Origin of the sequence: Mariniphaga sediminis (assembly GCF_003573545.1) — a bacterium.
GTDB lineage: Bacteria > Bacteroidota > Bacteroidia > Bacteroidales > Prolixibacteraceae > Mariniphaga > Mariniphaga sediminis.
Genome location: NZ_QWET01000023.1, coordinates 32,961 through 51,866, shown reverse-complemented (window position 1 = coordinate 51,866; position 18,906 = coordinate 32,961). Strand labels below are relative to the sequence as shown.

Below are 18,906 nucleotides of genomic sequence, written 5' to 3'. Positions count from 1 at the left end.
CTCCATTTAGTAAATGCCCCAGAACTTCCTCAAAAACCATTCCACACTTAACAATAATAACAGAACAAAAAACAACCAGCGTAGGTTTAGAAGTTCGTTTATCATTTCCTGAAAACGGATTACCGGCTTCAGGGTATTGCTGCTTTTTAAATCTCCAATAATTTGCTCTGCCTGGGAAGGCGGATAAAAAGAGCCCCCGCTTTGCACAGCCAGTTGATACAGCATACGATGGTTGGCTTGTGTAACAATATTTTCAATATTAACAGCAGTAACTGCAAAATTCCCGGATTCAGTATAGGTTTCACTGCCAACGGTTACTTCGGCGGTGAAACTGTAATTTCCTACTGACAGGTTTCCTGCATCCAGTTGGTAACTGTCTCCCCTCACATCAAAGGTAAAATCCAATTCATCCCCCTGCTCGTTTTCAATTACGACAGTCACTTCTTCCGAAGTAATCCGCTCAAAGGCATCATTATAAACTTCTGCATTCAGCACTACATGATCGGTTTCAGCATAAACCGGTTCATAGTCCATAATAAAATTATCTTCATTTTGCCGAAGCGCAAGGTACTGCACAAGCTGGTTTATCAGTTCGTCAAACTGAATGTGGCTTTGGTTCTGAAAGTAATTGTTTAGTCGCCAGCGCCATATTCCTTCGCCCAAAAGAAACCCTGTTTTTCGTCCGTTAAGCATGCCGGTAGCCAAAAGCGGTTTTCCGGTTTCAATATTTTTTACCTTTTGAAAAAGCAGGGGGGACAATCCGGGATCGAGGCTATAATTTGCAAAAGGCGCCAACAGCGGGGGAAATTTAGGAAGAACTTCCCTGAAACTTTCGCTTAACGAAAAGGTGGCATAGGCCGGATTAATAACAGCCTGCGCTTCCTCAGCCAACCCGGCAAGCGGTTGAATGGTCACTCCGGTCGAGAGGGCGTTCAACTGTGGAATAAACGTTTTGTCCCCGACTATAAAAAGTAGCGGAACCCGCTGATTGGCTTCGTTGCCTATAATTCCAGCCATTGATATCCCGGAAGTTGGCAACTGGTTCAGAATAATCAGGTTGAAATCCGACAGGTTGGATGGGTAAGGCTCCTCCGTAAAAACCGAAATCTCATACGATTTTTGTTGCTCCAACGTATTTTTTACAACTCCGATATCAGGATGCGGACCATCTGAAAGAATTAATATTTTCTGTTTGTTTTCAAGGACATTTATCACAAAAGTCGTTGTATTATTTTTTATATTTTTTTCATTTTCAGCCGTCTCAACAGACACCGTAAACTTTTTCAGGCCCGGTGTCCCCGCCTCAAGAATAAACTGGTGAGAATGAAAAAAATCATTATTGGGAGGCGTAACAATGGTTTGTGCTACCTCTGTACCTTCTTCATGTACAGTAAGTTTCAGAGGACGGCCCTTTAATTTTGAATAACGGGAATCAATCTCTACCGGAAAACGGTTCCCGGAAAAAGCGGTGCGGTTTACCCGTATCCCCTGAATGCGGGAGTCAGTTACTTCGGTAGTGTCTCCCAGCCCGATGGTAAATACCGGAAAAGGAATATCTTCCAGCATGTTTACAGGGCTTTTCCCCTGGTTGTATATCCCGTCTCCTGCCAGGATGAGGGCACCAACGTTTTCATTAAAATAATTGTTTGCCAAATCAGAAACAAGTTGACTGTAATCCGATCGTTTCCCCGAAAAATCCAATGCACCATCCGGTGTTGTTTCCTGCCCAAACGAATAATTTACCAGCGTGTACTCCTTCCCTATTTCTTCCGTTAGCTTATCTTTCAATGCTAAAATTTCGGAGGCAATCATAACCGAATCGCCGGGTGCAATCATTGACCCCGAATTATCCCAGGCAGTAACAACAAGTGGATTTTGCACCATTTTTTTCAGGCTCTTCAAAAATGGAGACAGTAATAAAAAGGCAATCAACCCAAACGAAAAAAAACGCAACACCATTAACAGATTGCGCTGTCCTTTTGTCAACTCCCTGTTTTCCTTATTCCTGAAATACAACAAAAGCACTATGCCCGTTGCCGCAACCAATAGAACAAGCAATAAAACGAACCAGTATTTTACACCGAATGAAATCAAAATAATTCCTTTCTTATTACCGGCGGTAAATATACACAACTCCGTTCTGAATCACGATGAATTGTATGTGATATTCCCGGTTCCGGGGCAGAAATTTTTCGGGAGAAAAGTGTTTTGCCAGCCTCTTTCCCAAAAGCAGACAGTACCCCTTTTTATTGACGCAGGTTCCCTGCGGTTATTCTAATTTTCGAAAAAAGCACATTCAAAAAAATCTGCATTTGGATAATAACCAACCGGAACATTACCATACAAAGCCACTAACTGGCCGATTTCGATCGCAGCAAAGTCAATTGCATTTTCTCTTTTATCTGAAGACGGGCTACAAGTTTTGACGGTATAAATGAAAATGCCACGCCTATCAGGAAAATGAGCAGAAACTGCATATTTACATTAAAGGAAAGGTGATTGAAAAACAGGGCGGTGCCAATTAAAAAAATATTTGCTGAAATAATAATAAGTGTAACCGTCAGGTGATTGGGGAAAAGTACCAGTAAGCGGTGGTGAATATGATTTGTATCCGGTGAAAACGGAGATTTCTTTCTTAAAATCCGGATGACTATTACCCTCAGCGTATCTATCAAAGGAACAATTACAACGGCAAATGAAACCGTCGGGGCCGCATCAATGGCAAAGGGGACATTGCTAACGGCGTTAAATTCATTGAATTTTATAACCAGAATGGCAATAATAATCCCGACAACCAGCGAGCCGGTATCTCCCATAAACAACTTATTTCTGTGCCCGAAAACATTAAAAAGGAAAAAACCGGCCAGGCTTCCGCATAGAGCAAAAGACATGATGGCATACGGCATGTATCCTGCAATAAAAAACCAAACCCCGGAGAAGAAAGAGGCAACTATGGCCAGGCCTGAGGCCAGTCCGTCAATTCCGTCAATCAGGTTAAAAGCATTAATAATGGCAAGCATTAAAAACAGTGAGATGAGCGTGCCAAATGCGAAATTAATTTCGTAAAAGCCCAAAAGACCATATAAGTTGGTAATTTTCACCTCTCCGAGAGTCACTAAGATAATGGCCGCAAAAAGCTGTATTACAAACTTCTTACGCGCCGATATCGCTACCAAGTCATCTTTTAACCCGGTAAAAAACATAAGAATAACGGCTGCAATAATATATTTTAACGAGCTGAAAGCATAACCATCGGAAGCAATAATAGTACTCAATATAAATCCGAGAAAAATCCCCACTCCTCCCAAAGGTGGAACGGTTTGTGAGTGAATCTTCCTGTCGTCAAAAGGATCGAATAACTTTTTCGCCCGGGCAACGCGCAAAATGGCGGGAATTGTAATAATTACAATTGAAAAAGCAAGAGAAAACGAAAGCAAATTCAGAAAAAGCTTTGTAAATAGCATGTGTTTAATTGTTTGTGTTATATAAAGGCAATGGCTTTCAAACCCTTTAGGGTAGTGTTTGAAACATCAACAACTGATCATTTTGTTCAATTGCATTCCAATCTAATTATCTTCTTCTGTGTCTTGCATATTTGAATATTTTTTGATTTAATGGTAAAACGTATGCAAGATGTAATTTTTTTTCGGAAAAAAGGACAATCCTGTCTTATTTTTTTGTTAACAAGCACCGCAAACACCTCTTAAAACACAAATAAACAAGAATTTAAATAATGAAAGATGCTATTCAAAAGAAGAATCCGTAAATCTGCCTCACAACAAAATTCCATAATCGATGGCACCTTCAAAAATTTTTATGTTACCTTTATTTGCGCAATTTTATTCTAATTTCTATAAATATTTAAAGAAACTCTTATGCGGATAATACCTTTTTGTAAAATGTTGATTATTGTAGTGATTATGATGGTAACAGCCTGTAATTCCGGTAAAAAGTCGCAACAGGAACAAACAAAATCAGCTCAGGCATCGGTGGAAGAAAACTGGATTCCACTGTTTAACGGAAAAAACCTGGAGGGTTGGCAAATCAAATTTACCGGTTATGAATTGGGCTACAATTTAAACAATACATTCAGGGTGGAAGACGGGCTGCTGCGGGTTCGCTACGATGACTGGGATGACTGGGGAGGCCAGTTCGGTCATATTTTTTATGACGGAGAGTTTTCGCACTACCGGCTTCGGGTAGAATACCGCTTTGTGGGTAAACAGATAGAGGGCGGGCCAGGTTGGGCATACCGGAATAACGGACTGATGCTCCACGGCCAAAGCGCAGAATCGATGGAAATAGATCAGGACTTCCCGGTTTCCATTGAAGTACAGTTACTGGGAGGAAACGGAAAAAATGAAAGATCTACCATGAACCTTTGCACACCAGGCACCAATGTGGAAATGGACGGTATTCTGATAGAACAACATTGTACAAATTCAGGGTCTGAAACGTTTCACGGAGACCAGTGGGTTTCGGTTGAAGTAGAAGTTAAAGGCGGCGAGGTAATCCGGCATTTTATTGAAGGTAAAGAAGTAATGAGCTATGAAAAGCCCCAGCTCGACCCGCGGGAACAGTATTACGAAAAACTGCTTCCAGCAGACGGAAATAAAATTATTTCACAAGGCACTATTTCCCTTCAGGCGGAAAGCCACCCGACGGATTTCCGGAAAATAGAATTACTCATTTTGGAGGAATAAAAACAACCTGAAAAATAAGATCAGCAAGTTTTACAGAAAATAAATTATTTCGGGGTAGCCCGGCTTTTGGTGGCTACACTTTTGCGATTGGCAAAGTTCAGCGCCAGCAGGGATATTGCAATGATAACCATTCCGATTACCGATATAAGATCCGGGTTTTCATCTTCCAGTAATATCCAGCTTAAAATGGCTCCGGAAACGGGAATCAAAAACTTCCAGACATTCAAAACCGAAACTTTTACTCCCGGGCGTTTGAGCAATGTAAACCAGATGGAGAACGCCGCTGCCGACAAAAAACTGAGCCACGCCAAAGCAACATAATATTCAGCAGGAAAAGGGCCCATGTTGATTCCTTCTGCCGGGATTGAAACGAGAAAGAGCATTATTCCGCCCACCATAAGCGAGGTAGAACTAAGGACAAAAGGGGAAACATCTGCCGATGATTTTGAAACCAGTACGTTGGAATATCCGGCCACAAGATTATTAACCAAAAGCAATCCTATTCCAAGCAACTCGAGATTAAGCGCTCCTTCCATTTCAATCGTTGTCCGGCCCAGTGTAATGACAGCAATTCCGGCAACCCCAATCAAAATACTGAAGGTTTTTAAAGGCGTCATTTTATCATTATGCATGGAAAAATGGGCCACAATAGCCACGAACAATGGCGATGCGCCTATAAGCATGGCCCCCAACGCTCCCGGCACCAGGTTAAGGCCACTGTAAAATAAGGCATACTGTGCAAAAATCTGAATAATCGAAATCCAAAGCACAAACCTCCAGTTAGCTTTTACCTGTGAGTAAAACAGGTTGAATTTGCCAAACAACAGAAATATGAACAATCCTGAAATAAAAAAACGGATACCGGCAAACTGGAATGGGGTATGGTATTCCAGCCCGATTTTGACCCCCACAAAAGCGGTGGACCACAACCAGGTTGCAAGTATCGCCAAAAATGTTGTGCTTTTAAATATATTCTTCATGACCTAAAAAGTAGCTGCAAAGGTGGAAAATAATTTGCAAACAACATGGGCGGCCTAAAATGTTGGAACATGTGGGGTTAAAATTCTGATAATTGTTCCGGTTCATTTTTTGTTTTCATCGGTTGTCTTCCTTTTTTCTTCTGAAAGAGCAGGAAAATGCCTTATTTTGCAGCCGTAAATACACGACTACAAAATGAAAAAAACAATCATTAACAATTACGAAGAATTTGAATCATTCCTGGGAAAAGAGATCGGCACCTCGGAATACATTCAGATTACACAGGAACAAATCAATAAATTTGCCGATGCCACTCTTGATTATCAGTGGATTCATACGGATCCGGAACGGGCAGCAGAGGAATCTCCGTTTAAAAGCACGATTGCACACGGGTACCTCACGGTAAGTCTGCTGACCTATCTCTGGTATTGTATTGTGGACGTTCGGAACGTAAAAATGATTGTAAACTACGGCATTGAAAAACTTCGCTTTCAGCAACCGGTTTTGGTAAACGATAAAATCCGGGCCGTTGTTTCGCTGGAAGACATCAGAAACCTGCGCGGAATTGCCAAAATCCAGGTTAAAATTGTGGTGGAAATCGAAGGGCAAAAAAAGCCTGCTTACGACGCGTTGGTAACTTTTCTTTACCACTTCGAATAAAAACCTGCCCGCTAAACTGCCATCAACTGCCGTCTTAACAGTTGCAAGGCTGTTTGGCTGGAACGGATAATATTCCTTTCGCGGTTATCGCCAAAAATAAATTTTTCGGTTATCGTATTCTCCGGGCCTGCAATAGCAATCCAAACTGTTCCCACCGGTTTTTCCTCAGTCCCTCCTGTTGGACCGGCAATACCGGATGTTGCAACGGCAAAGTCAGCGCCCAGCTTTTTTCGAACACCCAGAGCCATCTCCCGGACAACCTCGCTGCTCACGGCCCCATAATTTTGTAAAGTAAGCTCACTAACCCCCAACAAACTTTTTTTCACCTCATTGGAATAGGCAGTAACTCCTCCCCTGAAATATTCAGAACTTCCGGGAACCGAAGTAATCAGGTGCGAAATGTAACCACCGGTGCAGCTTTCAGCCACCGCAAGTGTCAGGCCCTTTTCACGCAGCAGCCGTCCCGTTATTTCCCCGAGCGTTTCATTGTCGTAGCCAAAAATATAATCGGGTATAAGTTGCTTCAGTTTTTCTATTTCACCGCCAACCAATCTTTTAAGTTCTTCGAGATCAGTCCCAATAGCCGACAACCGCAAGCGTACGGACATAGGATTAGGCAGATAGGCCAATTTTATATTCTCCGGGAGTGAAGTTTCCCAATTTTCAATTTTTTCGGCCAGCATAGACTCCGGCAAACCCTGCGTCTGCACTGTTTTATGAAAAATAGCTTTTGCTTTTCCATTGGTTCGCAGGCGAGGCAAAATTTCATTCTCAACGAGATATTTCATCTCGAAAGGAACGCCCGGCACAGAAACAAAAATGGTATCGTTTTTTTCAAACCACATTCCCGGCGCCGATCCCACTTTATTGGTCAAAACAGTGCAGGCACCGGGAAGCATTGCCTGGTCACGGTTCAGTTTATTCAGATCGATATTCCGGTTTTTGAACCGGTTCTTGATATTTTCAAAAGTTTGTTCGTGAAAAACCAGTTTTGTATTGAAATAATCGCACAGGGCATGCTTGGTAATATCGTCTTTTGTAGGCCCCAGTCCACCTGTCAGGATAACCAGATCTGCTTTTTTCTCCGCTATCTGCATTGCTTCTGCAATATGCTCTGTATCGTCATGAACCGAAGTAATTTGGTAAATTTCAATTCCATTCAGGTTAAACTGTTCGGCAATCCAGGCCGAGTTGGTATCCACAATTTGTCCGATGAGGATTTCATCGCCAATGGTTATAATTTCTGCTTTCATTTTTTTATATCCGGTTATTACACAACGGAACACAAATTTAGGGGACAAGGATAGAAATAGTCCGGCTATCTTCTTCCTTTTCCCATTATCTTAAAAAATTAACTCTCAAACCTTTTTAAATGTTTCAGACGCTCCAACAATGGAGGATGCGAATAGTTGAAAAATACGTACAACGGATGCGGGGTTAAATTACTCAGGTTTTTTTGCGAAAGTTTTTTTAACGCCGCAGCAAGGGCATCCGGTTTAAAATACTGTGCAGCAAAAGCATCCGCCTGAAACTCATTTTTACGGGAAAGCATATTCATAAAAATTCCCAGTATAAATGAAACCGGTGAATACAAAATACCGAAAGCCACCAGCCCGATATGAAAGTTAGGTTCTTCCACTCCCAGGGCTTTACTCAGGGAGGCATTGTTGATAAGAAGCGAAAAAATAAACAGTACAATTCCGGTCTGCAGCAGCGAAATAAACAGTCCCTGTGTCACATGTTTTTTCTTGTAATGGCCAATTTCGTGCGCCAGCACGGCCACAATCTCATCGGTTTCCATTTCGTCGATAAGCGTGTCGTAAAGTACAATTCGTTTTTTAGCCCCAAATCCCGTAAAATAGGCATTCGCTTTGGTAGAGCGCTTGGAACCGTCAATTACATAAATGTTATCGAGCTTAAATCCTGCCTTTGCTGCAAAGTCCTGAATGGCATCGCGGAGTTCGCCATCCTCCAGCGGAGTTTGTTTGTTAAACAGAGGCACAATAAGGCTGGAGTAAAACATGGCCATAAACACACTAAAGGCAGCCACTACCCCCCAGGCGTAAACCCAGAACATACTTTGTGTTTTCTGGTAAATAAAAAGAATAAGCGCGAGCAACCCGCCCCCGATTACAGCCCCTAACACCCAACCTTTCAAGTGGTCGAGAACAAATGTTTTGGGAGTGGTTTTGTTGAATCCGTATTTTTCTTCAATCACAAATGTGTCGTAAACAGAAAAGGGTATATTAATAATGTCGGAGGCAAACATAATTATTCCAAAAAACAGGAGAGCTGCCAGTATTACATGGGAAGTAAGGTTCCAGGCAATACTGTCCACAAAGGCAAACCCGTAAAAAGCAAACATGGCAAGAATCACCAGAAAACTAAACGTACCGGAAATCATTCCAAAACGATGGTTTTCGCGTTGGTAAGCCTGCTGTTTGGCATATTTCTCTGCTTCATAAACCCCCTTCAATTCGTCAGGCAGTTGAGTGCCCATCCGTTTGGTATTCAAATATTCCAAATAGTTTTCAAAAAGAAAGTCAAGTACAAGAATCGCTATGATTACCCAAAATATAATTTCGTGCATGATGAATTTTTTTCAGTAAAACGCAAAGATAACAATTGACAATTATCATTTTTATGTCTTACCTTTAAAGTCTTTTTGGTAAACTTGTAATCCATAATTTGAAAGAGAACAACCATGAAGTTTAAAGTATTGATTTTAAGTGTTTTTGTTTTATTATCGTTCGCCATGTGTGGTCAGGCAAAGGAACCGGAATATAAAAATGCCGCTCACCTGCTGGTTTTTACCAAAACTGACGGGTTCAGGCACGAATCCATTTCCTCAGGCTTAAAAATGTTATTCGATCAAAGCAAGAAGCAAAACTGGGTAATTACAGCCACCGAAGATGCTTCGTTTTTTAATAACGAAACATTGTCAAAATTCGATGCAGTCATTTTCCTTAATCCAACAGGAGATGCCCTGGACCAAAATGAACAGGCGGCTTTTGAGGCGTTTATGGAAGAAGGAAAGGGAATGGTTGGGATACATGCTGCCGCAGATTTTGAATACGAATGGCCCTATTACGGGCACCTGGTTGGGGCCTATTTTAAAACCCATCCACCAGCCCAGGAAGCCACTGTTATTTTTGAAAGCCACGATCATCCGGCCATGAAACCATTTGAAGGAATGAAGTCTTATACCACGTTTGATGAATGGTACACATTCAAAGAAAATCCACGCCCAAACGTGAATGTACTGGCGACTTTAGACGAGAACACCGTAAAAAAATACAAAAACGACGAATGGGAAATGGGCGATCACCCAATAATCTGGTGGCAGGAAAAAGATGGAATGCGAACCTTTTATACTGGTTTCGGACACACGCATGAGTCTTTTCAGGATAAAAAAGTGATAGAACATATTACCAACGCCATTAACTGGGTGGTCAAAAGATCAGACAAATAACCTTTGTCTGGTGATGGCTGAGAAGGTGGTGTTCAGGGAAAGAAGTCCTTCAATTATTATACTATCCTCTTAACTCTGTGAGTGCTTTTTCGGTACGGGCAAGATAATTGTCAACCTGATTCCCGCTTTCAAAGCCAATGATCATCATGTCAACGGTTTCAAGTCCCAGCACAAAACGGAGAGCATGATCTATTTTTTCGCTTTCTTCGCGCAACTTACCATTGCCCACCAGTTTCATTCCAATGACCCCTTTGCCCGCGCTATGTAATTCATTAATCACCTGTACCACCTCTTCCGGGTCCGGTTTGTCCATGGCAATTCCGTAAGGATTTATACGAACGTGAATGACGTCCACCCAGGGACTCCGGGCTGCTTCTTTCATAGCTTCGAGAGAATGAACCGACACACCATGCGCCCTGACAATCCCCTTCGCTTTCAGGTTTTCAAGAATATCCATCTGCCTTTTTTGTGTTTCCGTCCAGTTTTCTTCTACCATACAATGAATCTGCACAAGATCAATATAATCGGTATCCAGTTCTTTCCGGAAGCGTTCTACCACGATATCTGCATCAGGACGTTCAGGTTCAGGGATTCCGCCCCCACGCACCCAAATTTTCGAAGTAAGGGTCAGCTCATCCCTGTTCATTTTTTTCATGGCTTCTGCCACCAGACTATGGGTTCCGTAAGAATCGGCACAGTCAAAAAACCGGATGCCCTTTTCCCATGCGTGGTGAAGCAGTGAAAGACTTTTTTGCTTGTCCTGCCGTGTTAAAAAGGCCGAGCGATTCCCGGCATGAACGCCAGTGCCTATGCCAAGTAAAGTCGTTTCAAGGCCCGACTTACCTAATTTTACTTTTTGAAGCGGATCAATACTCGCATATTTGGTCTGGCAGGCAGTCAACGAATTGGAAAACAACACATGTGCAGTGCCCAAAGAAAGGGCACGTAAAAAATTACGCCGGTGTAAACTCAGTCTCTTCTTTTCCATAACCCTTCGTTTTTAATGAAAACAAAAAAACAGGAAATTTGATTGAAAAATAGTTTAAAAAACTCATTTTCTAACCAACCCTGTTGTTATTTTGCCTCTAAAATAATAAAATAGGGAACAGCCTACAAAAGAAAAAACAGAGGTTCAAAATCCTAATGTTCTCAAAAAGAAACCCAAACGGAGAGTTTGGCTCCCGGTTCCTCTTCCCAAAAACGACTACACCCGGAGACTAACTGTTTTCGCTATCTGATTCTTTCCCGGCCGATGTTTGCAGAGAGTCGGAACGGCTTTCTTTTTCCGCATCCGAATCATTAAACAGTGGCAGCGCTTTCACTGATTTCGATGGCATAATTTTGTTGGTAAGAATAGAGTCAACAGCATTGGCTTTTCCACCGAGGTCAATCGTACTGCTGATTTTTAATCCGAGAAGGAAAAAGATGGAGGAAATAAGAATAATTGTTTTCATACTATTAAAATTGTTTGTTTTCAAAGGTATAGTACGGAACTCGCATGTATTTTAATCATTCTCCTGGGCGTAAATGTTTTACATGCTCGTTTCATAATTTAAAGTTTTCTAAACGGATTTAATCCTGAACTGAAAATCGAAACCAAATTAGGGAATTTGACACAAACCGTAAAAATTATTCTGCAAAACGCATGCGTTTCTCGGTAAACACCTTTTTTCCTCCTTTCAAAAAAAATGAGACGGGTTTGAATTGATTTTGAGAACTCTTTTATGAACGAGTCATATCTAAACTACTGTCATGTCAAACATAAATTGTCTCATGCTGTCATTTCGAATCTGAGGCACGAAGATGAGAAATCTCAATATTTTAGCAGATTTCTCCCTGGGGTCGAAATGACATTTTGAAGTTGACATGACATTACATAGCTTTTCAGACAGTTAACTGTGCCAGGTAGTCAAAATGATCGCCTTCTTTTATCAATACACATTGTAATCCTGCCTCACGGGAAATAGCTGAAAGGGTCTCAAAATCAACAAACAACCACTTAAAACGGGAAAAATCATTTTTGTAGGTCAATTCATAAACCATTTCACCCATATATGAGTCATCGGCCAGATCAATCCACACCGAGCCATCGTCTTCTTCAAAAAGATAACGAATATCCGATGAATCAATCAGGATTTGCCCATTTTCATTCAGCCGTTCTTTCAAATGCACTAACATCTTCTTCAGGCCCCCGGTGGTTTCACCAATCCCCGCTCCATTCATTAAAACAAGAATGGTATCGAATCCTTTTTCCTGAAAGTGGAACAAATCGGTACAAACTACCTTTTCCACACCACGTTTTTGCATCACGCCAGCAGATAACACTGATTTTTCGAGCGCCGTAACATCTAATCCCCTTTGCTGCAAAGCCAACGCGTGGCACCCGGCGGCAGCTCCCACATCCAGCACTTTTCCCCGACAAAGATTCAATGCAGTTGTTTCAATTTCCGGCATTCCATCTTCATTCCTGAAAAAGAAAGCGGGAGAAAGTAGTTCCCCTTCCGTGTAGTTGGTATCAATCAGAATATCAGGCGCCTCTCCCCTCTCAAAAAAATCGGCGATGGCCCTGCCAATAGGATCATTCATTTTTTTGGGTGAAGATAAAATTTTATTTCTATTGCAACGGAACATTTTTTACACAGAACCAGAACCCGGCCTCTTCAGATCCTCCCGGTTCCTCATGATAAATTCTTCCAAAATATTTCTTTAACTTAGGCTTTTCAATAAAAATGCTAAACCTGTAAAATGAAGATTGCAGCCATTTCAAAAAAGCTGGACTCCCTTTATGAGTTCGACCGCGAGCCGGTAAATAATAAGGCACTGCAGGGACTTGGAAATTTTTTGGGAACCTATGCCGGGGAACATGTTGCCGGAACTGAGTTTGTTATCGGGATGCTTTTTGTTGCCCATGGAGTGTCAGTGACCGACATGTTTCTGGGAGGATTAATCGGAAATATACTGGCCGTATTGAGCTGGGCGCTTATAACGGCGCCCATTGCCGTAAAAGTGCGGTTATCGCTTTACTGGCAACTGAAAAAGATCTGTGGTTCGGTACTGGTTTTCCTGTATAATATTATCAATGCACTGATGTTTTGTTTTCTGGCCGGCGCCATGGTAGCGGTTTCAGCTACGGCCGTTGGCATCCCGTTCGATGTAAAAATGCCCACACTCAGCGATTTATATCCTTCCAGCGTGGGATGGGTGGTTACCGTATTTGCCGTGGGCGCCGTTATTACCACATTTGCCATTTTAGGTTTTGAAAAACTGGCCCGTTTTTCAAAAGTGGCTGCTCCCTGGATGTTTTTTATTTTTGTTGCTGCCGCCATCTCATCTTTTCCCCGACTGGGTATTGAAACCGATTTAAGTAATTTTTGGGAAGTGGCCAACACAAAAATCTGGATGGGAACAGCCATACCCGGTCAGTCTCAGTTTACCATCTGGCATGTTATCTTTTTTACGTGGTTTGCCAATGCCGCCATGCACCTGGGCATGAGTGACCTTACATTGTTACGCTATGCCAAAAAATGGCAATACGGTTATGCCTCGGCGGTAGGCATGTTCCTGGGACATTATGTGGCATGGATTGCATCTGGAATTCTGTACGCCGCTGCCAACAGCGATGCCCCGGGCGAAGTGGCTTACCAGGCCATTGGAATTGCCGGTGCGCTCTGTGTAATTGTGGCCGGATGGACTACTGCCAATCCCACACTTTACCGTGCCGGACTGGCCTTCCAGGTAGCATCGCCCGGATGGAGCCGCTGGAAAGTAACGCTCCTTGCCGGACTCATTACCACCCTCGCGGCCCTTTTCCCTGCACTGGTTATGAAATTACTCGATTTTGTGGCGCTTTACGGACTGGTATTAATACCGATGGGTGGCGTCATTTTCGCCGATTACTACCTGATGCAAAAATTCGGATTAAAAGATTATTATGCGGAAAGAATGAAAATAAACTTCAACTGGGCTGCCGGCCTCACCTGGTTTATTTTACTTGCCGCCGCCCTTGCAATGAACCTCATCGTAGGGATAGAACTCTACTTTTTACCGCTGCCCGCCTGGGTGCTGGCTATCGGCTTGTTTGTTTTACTGAGTAAAATTTATCAGAAAAAAATTGGATAATGAAACGTATACTTCAACTGATTTCACTTGCCGGGTTATTGCTGACCATCCTTCCGCCCATTCTGTTCTTTTTGGGAAGGATAAGTCACACGCTCCAAAACGGATTGATGCTTTTGGGTGCCATTGTATGGTTTGCCAGTGCCATTTTTTGGCTGGGCAGTAAACCCAAACCTGGCCAGTAACAAAAAGGCATTCAAAACAGATACGTTATGAATCCATTTGCGGGTTATTTTTTATCCACCGGGGAGCAGAGAATTTCCCCTTTGCCTGAACATTCTTTCCAGTACATTAGCAGCCGTTGCTCTGTCTGGTATGAATGCCGCTTTTGTAACCAGCAAAAACAAAATTTAAATTGAATCCATCCCAATAAAAAAACTCTCTGAAACGGAATCGGGCTGAATACTCTTCACTGCCGGAAGTTATGTTTTTACGGTAAAATAAATATACTTTGTATCTTTAAACTTTGAAGATTTTACGAAACCTTCAAGGCTAAACAAATTAAAAAGTATCCATTCTGTATGAAATTCATCCGAAACGACCATTCGATTGAAAAAGAAGTGGAATCCCATCTTTCAGATAAATTTGGAAAAGCAGTTGAAATCAATTCCTCCGGCTCTTTGGGAGGCGGATGCATTAACAATGCCTCTAAAATAGAAACCAATGCCGGCACATTTTTCCTGAAATGGAACGGGAACTGTGCCTCCGATATTTTTTTGCGGGAAGCAGAAAGCCTGGAGGAATTGAGAAATGCAGCCAGCGGCCAACTTGCGGTTCCCAAAGTGTTTGCAGCAAAAGAAGTGAACGGCACGCCCGGTTTTCTGGTACTCGAGTACCTGGAACCCGGTTGGGGCAAGGGCAATTCAGATGAAAAGCTGGGACGCGGACTGGCAACAATCCATCGGTTTTCTTCCGAAAAGTTTGGTTTCTATAACGATAATTATTGTGGTTCCACCCCACAAAATAATTCCTGGCATACCAGCTGGCCTGAATTTTTCAGGGACAACCGGTTGAGGTACTTGCTGGGATTGATTCGACAGGAACGCTCACTGCCGGCATCGGAAATGAAAGTGTACGAGCAGCTACTGGAAAGGATTCCGGAATTGATCCCCGGTGATTGCACGCCGGTTTTGATTCACGGCGATTTATGGTCGGGCAACTATATGAACACTGCGAACGGACCGGCATTAATAGACCCGGCTTCTTACTATGCCAACTACGAGATGGAAATGGGAATCATGACCATGTTCGGCGGTTTTTCGCAACGGTTTTACAGTGCTTACAACGAAGTAAACCCATTGCCGGCCGGATGGCGCGAACGCAACTCTCTTTACCAGCTGTACCATGTATTGAACCACTATTATTTATTTGGTGGCGGCTACGGAAGCCAGGCGTTTCACATTGCCAAAAGTTATTTATAAGATGTTACCACAAAGAGCCAAAAATATCTCTCCGTTTATCGTGATGGAGGTGATGGAGAAAGCTGCTGAAATGGAGAGGCAGGGCATCCACATCATTCATCTGGAAGTGGGCGAACCCGATCTTGATGTACCGCGGTGCATTGCCGATGCCGTGCAGCAGGCTTACGCAGAAGGAAGGTCGCACTACACCCACAGCCTGGGCGATCCGGAGCTCCGCGAAGAAATTGTAAAAAGGTATGCACAGGAATACGGTGTGAAAATTTCACCGGACCAAATCATAATAACTTCGGGTAGTTCTCCGGCCATTTTACTTACGCTGGGCGTTTTATGCGAACCCGGGGACGAAGTTATTCTTTCTGATCCCGGCTATGCCTGCTATCCCAACTTTTTACGGTTTATCGACGCCCGTGCAGTAAAAGTGCCGGTCTACGAAGAAGATGGGTTCCAGTACCGTCCGGAGGAAATTTGCAAACGTATTTCAGAAAAGACGCGGGCTATCCTCATCAACAGTCCCATGAATCCTACCGGAAATCTGTTATCGCCCGGGGTGATGCAACAGCTTGCCCAGTTCGATGTTCCTGTTATTTCCGATGAAATTTACCACGGACTGGTTTACAATGGCAGGGCCCATTCCATGCTTGAATTCACAAAAAATACGTTTATTCTGAACGGGTTTTCCAAGCTGTTTGCCATGACCGGCCTGCGTCTTGGCTTTGTTATTGCGCCGCAGGAATATATCCGGCCCATGCAAAAATTTCAGCAAAACCTGTTCATTTGTGCCAGCTCCACTGCACAACGCGCCGGGATTGCAGCTTTACGTTCCGCAGGCCCCGATGTTTTAAAAATGAAAGAGACTTACAACAAGCGACGAAAATACCTGGTTGGCCGGTTGCAAAATATGGGGTTCGATATCAAAGTAATTCCCACGGGCGCCTTTTATGTTTTTGTAAATGCCCGGCACCTCTCTGCGGACAGCTACCAGCTTGCATTTGACATTCTGGAGAAAGCACATGTTGGGGTAACCCCGGGGATTGATTTTGGCGAAAACGGGGAAGGATTTCTGCGCTTTTCCTATGCCAATTCCATCGAAAATATTGAAGAAGGTATGAACCGGCTGGAAAAATACCTCGGTCACCAGAAAATGAAAATATAAAGGAGCTTAAACCATCTCAAAAAATGTGCGCTGCAAAAACCGGGTAACTTCGCCGGGCTTTTGGTTGCCAACAGGCGTTTCATTTATCCGGATAACCGGTGTAATTTCACTGCCTGTCCCGGCAATTATCACCTCATCCATTTCGTAGAGTTCCTCTTCAGAAAAGGCCCGTTCTTCTGTCGGGATATTATTATCCGCACAAATTTCCAGTATTACTTTTCGGGTAATGCCCGGCAAAATAAGATGCGAAAGCGGATGGGTGATCACCACCCCGTTTTTTACAGCCAACACACTGGAGTGGGTGGCCTCGGTAACCATTCCGTCGCGAATAAGAATGCACTCTCCTGCCCCGGCTTCCCTGGCCTGGTTATAAAGCATGGTGTTGGGCAGCAAAGCCACCGACTTAATATCGCAACGCAACCAGCGGATATCCTCCCGGGTAATTACTTCGATACCGTTTTCCAGATTTTCGGTAAAAGAAGGGAAAGCAAAAGCAGTGGCATAAACAGTGGGGCTCAAATTGGGAGGAAAATGGTGTACCCGCTGGTGCGCCCCGCGGGTTACCTGCAGGTAAATCCCGGCATGAGACTTTTCCAGCTTGTTTTCTGCAAGGAGTTGGGCAAAAACCTGCTCAAAATGCGCCACTCCACCGCATTCAATCTGCACCTCCTCCAGGCTCCTTTTCAGACGGGCCAGGTGGTCCGGAAAACGAAATGGCTTTCCGTTATAATATTTTATTACTTCATAAATACCGTCGGCAAAAAGAAATCCGCGGTCGTCGGGCGAAACGGAAGCTTTCTCTCTCGGAAGAAACTGTCCGTTGAGGTAAACGGTTTCGTTCATTTCTGCATGTTTACAAGAAGGTTGATCTCTTCTGCCCAAAGCGATTCATCGGGTGTTTCCAAAATGAGTGGAATGCCATTAAACCGGCTGTCGGTTACAATACATTCGAATACTTCCAGTCCCAGCGTTCCTTTTCCAAGGCTTTCGTGCCGGTCGACCCGCGAAGCGAACTCCTTTTTCGAGTCATTCAGGTGCATCCCTTTCAGGAACTCAAAACCAACCACTTCCTCAAATTCCTGAAACACCTTCTCAAAACCAGCCCGGGTTTTAATATCGTAACCGGCAGAATAAGCATGGGCCGTATCAATACACACACCTACCCGGCTTTTATCCTGCACCTGTTCAATTATCTTTTTAATCTGAAAAAATGAAAAACCGAGGTTAGTCCCCTGCCCCGCTGTGTTTTCAATAACCGCCGATACGCCGCGGGTTTGTTCCAGCGCAAGATTGATTGATTCGGCGATGGTGGCTAGGCAGGCTTCCTCGCTGGTTTTATTCAGATGGCTTCCCGGATGAAAGTTCAGCCGGTCGAGCCCCAGTTGCTCACAACGTTTCATCTCATCCAAAAAAGCGTCGCGCGATTTTTTCAGCGCATCCTTTTCCGGGTGCCCCAGGTTAATGAGGTAACTATCGTGCGGCAAAATCTGTCCGGGTTTGTACCCAAACTTTTCACAATTCTTTTTAAAGGCCGAAATGCTCTCCTCTGACAGCGGGTTGGCCTGCCACTGCCGCTGATTTTTTGTAAACAGTGCAAAAGCTGAAGCACCAATCCGGTATGCATTTTCGGGTGCATTTTCAACTCCGCCGGCAGCGCTAACGTGGGCTCCAATATATTTTCCTGTCATAACCAATTTACCTTTTATCCGTATATATCGCCGGAACGATTTTTGTCAATTACATACAAAAACTTTAGCGAAAATAGTTTTAATTGTATCAATAAAAAAATGAGTAGTCATGAAAAAAATAATCTATATTCTCATCGTTCTGGTTCTCCCTGTTTCTTTTCTGAAAGCGCAGGAAGTAAAAAAAAGCAAAAAAGAACTGCGTATTGAGAAGCAGGAAAAAAGAAAGCAGGAAGTAAAAGAGATACTCTTTGAAAAAGCTTTTGTTTTTACGCCCACCCATGCCATGCCCCTTGGTGGCGGAAGTATTCAGTTAAATTATACTTTCGATGCCGAAATAAAAGGAGACACCCTGGTTTCGTACCTGCCATTTTATGGTGTTGCTTACCATGTAGATTATGGTGCACGGACCGGAGGCTTTGACTTTACACAGCCCATTGAAAATTTCGAACTGGAAGAGGATGAAAAAGGGTACGTGGTAAAACTGGAAGTTAAAAACAAAATGGATCTTCTGAGCTTCACCTTTCATATTTCGGAACTGGGGTATGCCACACTAAACGTGACCAGCACCAACAGACAGGCTATTTCATATTACGGAACAATTGAAGCTGACAAAGAATAATGCGGGAATGGCGGGATGGAAAATATTTTGAAGAATGTAATTACTTAAACAGTCAGACCTTCCGGTATTTAGGCATTTCTGCATGGATTATCCTTA

The 18,906-nt window shown here is 43.2% G+C and carries 18 protein-coding genes; 8 read left to right on the top strand and 10 right to left on the bottom strand.

What is annotated here, in order from left to right; translation table 11 throughout:
- Positions 1–6: 6 nt before the first annotated feature.
- Positions 7–2,094, bottom strand: coding sequence for a hypothetical protein (locus tag D1164_RS20705; protein ID WP_147372247.1), 2,088 nt, complete (start codon positions 2,092–2,094; stop codon positions 7–9).
- 257 nt (positions 2,095–2,351) lie between these two features.
- Positions 2,352–3,464 carry an MraY family glycosyltransferase gene (locus D1164_RS20695; RefSeq protein WP_119351818.1) on the bottom strand — a complete coding sequence of 371 codons (1,113 nt, stop codon included), beginning with the start codon at positions 3,462–3,464 and terminating at the stop codon, positions 2,352–2,354.
- A gap of 411 nt (positions 3,465–3,875) precedes the next feature.
- On the opposite strand from D1164_RS20695, the gene D1164_RS20690 reads away from it, so the two are divergent.
- Complete coding sequence (locus tag D1164_RS20690; protein ID WP_206611085.1) at positions 3,876–4,703, top strand: 3-keto-disaccharide hydrolase; 828 nt, start codon at positions 3,876–3,878, stop codon at positions 4,701–4,703.
- 44 nt (positions 4,704–4,747) lie between these two features.
- Here D1164_RS20690 and D1164_RS20685 read toward each other — a convergent pair whose 3' ends face one another.
- A complete protein-coding gene (locus D1164_RS20685; RefSeq protein WP_172594559.1) occupies positions 4,748–5,653 on the bottom strand; it encodes a DMT family transporter in 906 nt (301 codons plus the stop codon).
- A 223-nt stretch (positions 5,654–5,876) separates the two neighbouring features.
- Between D1164_RS20685 and D1164_RS20680 the strand changes: the two genes are divergently transcribed.
- Positions 5,877–6,341, top strand: a complete 465-nt coding sequence (locus tag D1164_RS20680; RefSeq protein ID WP_119351815.1) for a MaoC family dehydratase — start codon at positions 5,877–5,879, stop codon at positions 6,339–6,341.
- Positions 6,342–6,352: 11 nt separating this feature from the next.
- On the opposite strand, the gene D1164_RS20675 is transcribed toward D1164_RS20680, so the two are convergent.
- Together D1164_RS20675 and D1164_RS20670 are read right to left on the bottom strand one after the other, a co-directional pair.
- On the bottom strand, positions 6,353–7,594 hold the full coding sequence (locus D1164_RS20675; RefSeq protein WP_119351814.1) for a competence/damage-inducible protein A: 1,242 nt from the start codon (positions 7,592–7,594) through the stop codon (positions 6,353–6,355).
- Between the two features lie 98 nt (positions 7,595–7,692).
- Positions 7,693–8,931 carry a M48 family metallopeptidase gene (locus D1164_RS20670; RefSeq protein ID WP_119351813.1) on the bottom strand — a complete coding sequence of 413 codons (1,239 nt, stop codon included), beginning with the start codon at positions 8,929–8,931 and terminating at the stop codon, positions 7,693–7,695.
- 114 nt (positions 8,932–9,045) lie between these two features.
- Between D1164_RS20670 and D1164_RS20665 the strand changes: the two genes are divergently transcribed.
- Positions 9,046–9,813: a ThuA domain-containing protein gene (locus D1164_RS20665; protein WP_119351812.1), complete on the top strand. Its 768-nt coding sequence runs from the start codon at positions 9,046–9,048 to the stop codon at positions 9,811–9,813.
- Between the two features lie 61 nt (positions 9,814–9,874).
- Here D1164_RS20665 and D1164_RS20660 read toward each other — a convergent pair whose 3' ends face one another.
- The 3 genes from D1164_RS20660 to D1164_RS20650 form a co-directional block, all read right to left on the bottom strand.
- Entirely contained in the window at positions 9,875–10,801 is a 927-nt protein-coding gene (locus tag D1164_RS20660) for an aldo/keto reductase (protein ID WP_119351811.1), read from the bottom strand.
- Between the two features lie 229 nt (positions 10,802–11,030).
- Positions 11,031–11,267 carry a hypothetical protein gene (locus D1164_RS20655; protein WP_119351810.1) on the bottom strand — a complete coding sequence of 79 codons (237 nt, stop codon included), beginning with the start codon at positions 11,265–11,267 and terminating at the stop codon, positions 11,031–11,033.
- 430 nt (positions 11,268–11,697) lie between these two features.
- Positions 11,698–12,399 carry a class I SAM-dependent methyltransferase gene (locus tag D1164_RS20650; RefSeq protein ID WP_119351809.1) on the bottom strand — a complete coding sequence of 234 codons (702 nt, stop codon included), beginning with the start codon at positions 12,397–12,399 and terminating at the stop codon, positions 11,698–11,700.
- A gap of 159 nt (positions 12,400–12,558) precedes the next feature.
- On the opposite strand from D1164_RS20650, the gene D1164_RS20645 reads away from it, so the two are divergent.
- From D1164_RS20645 to D1164_RS20630, 4 genes are all read left to right on the top strand, one after another.
- On the top strand, positions 12,559–13,932 hold the full coding sequence (locus D1164_RS20645) for a purine-cytosine permease family protein (protein ID WP_119351808.1): 1,374 nt from the start codon (positions 12,559–12,561) through the stop codon (positions 13,930–13,932).
- Positions 13,932–14,114 carry a hypothetical protein gene (locus D1164_RS20640; RefSeq protein WP_119351807.1) on the top strand — a complete coding sequence of 61 codons (183 nt, stop codon included), beginning with the start codon at positions 13,932–13,934 and terminating at the stop codon, positions 14,112–14,114. The genes D1164_RS20645 and D1164_RS20640 overlap by 1 nt, the downstream gene beginning before the upstream one ends.
- A gap of 336 nt (positions 14,115–14,450) precedes the next feature.
- Positions 14,451–15,350, top strand: coding sequence for a fructosamine kinase family protein (locus tag D1164_RS20635; RefSeq protein WP_119351806.1), 900 nt, complete (start codon positions 14,451–14,453; stop codon positions 15,348–15,350).
- Between the two features lies 1 nt (position 15,351).
- Positions 15,352–16,503, top strand: coding sequence for a pyridoxal phosphate-dependent aminotransferase (locus tag D1164_RS20630; RefSeq protein WP_119351805.1), 1,152 nt, complete (start codon positions 15,352–15,354; stop codon positions 16,501–16,503).
- A gap of 6 nt (positions 16,504–16,509) precedes the next feature.
- Here D1164_RS20630 and dat read toward each other — a convergent pair whose 3' ends face one another.
- Positions 16,510–17,346 (bottom strand): D-amino-acid transaminase, encoded by an 837-nt coding sequence (gene dat / locus D1164_RS20625; RefSeq protein ID WP_119351804.1) that lies wholly within the window; start codon positions 17,344–17,346, stop codon positions 16,510–16,512.
- Positions 17,343–18,191 carry a deoxyribonuclease IV gene (gene nfo, locus D1164_RS20620; RefSeq protein ID WP_119351803.1) on the bottom strand — a complete coding sequence of 283 codons (849 nt, stop codon included), beginning with the start codon at positions 18,189–18,191 and terminating at the stop codon, positions 17,343–17,345. The genes dat and nfo overlap by 4 nt, the downstream gene beginning before the upstream one ends.
- 109 nt (positions 18,192–18,300) lie before the next feature.
- On the opposite strand from nfo, the gene D1164_RS20615 reads away from it, so the two are divergent.
- Entirely contained in the window at positions 18,301–18,810 is a 510-nt protein-coding gene (locus D1164_RS20615) for a DUF4251 domain-containing protein (RefSeq protein WP_119351802.1), read from the top strand.
- Positions 18,811–18,906: the final 96 nt, after the last annotated feature.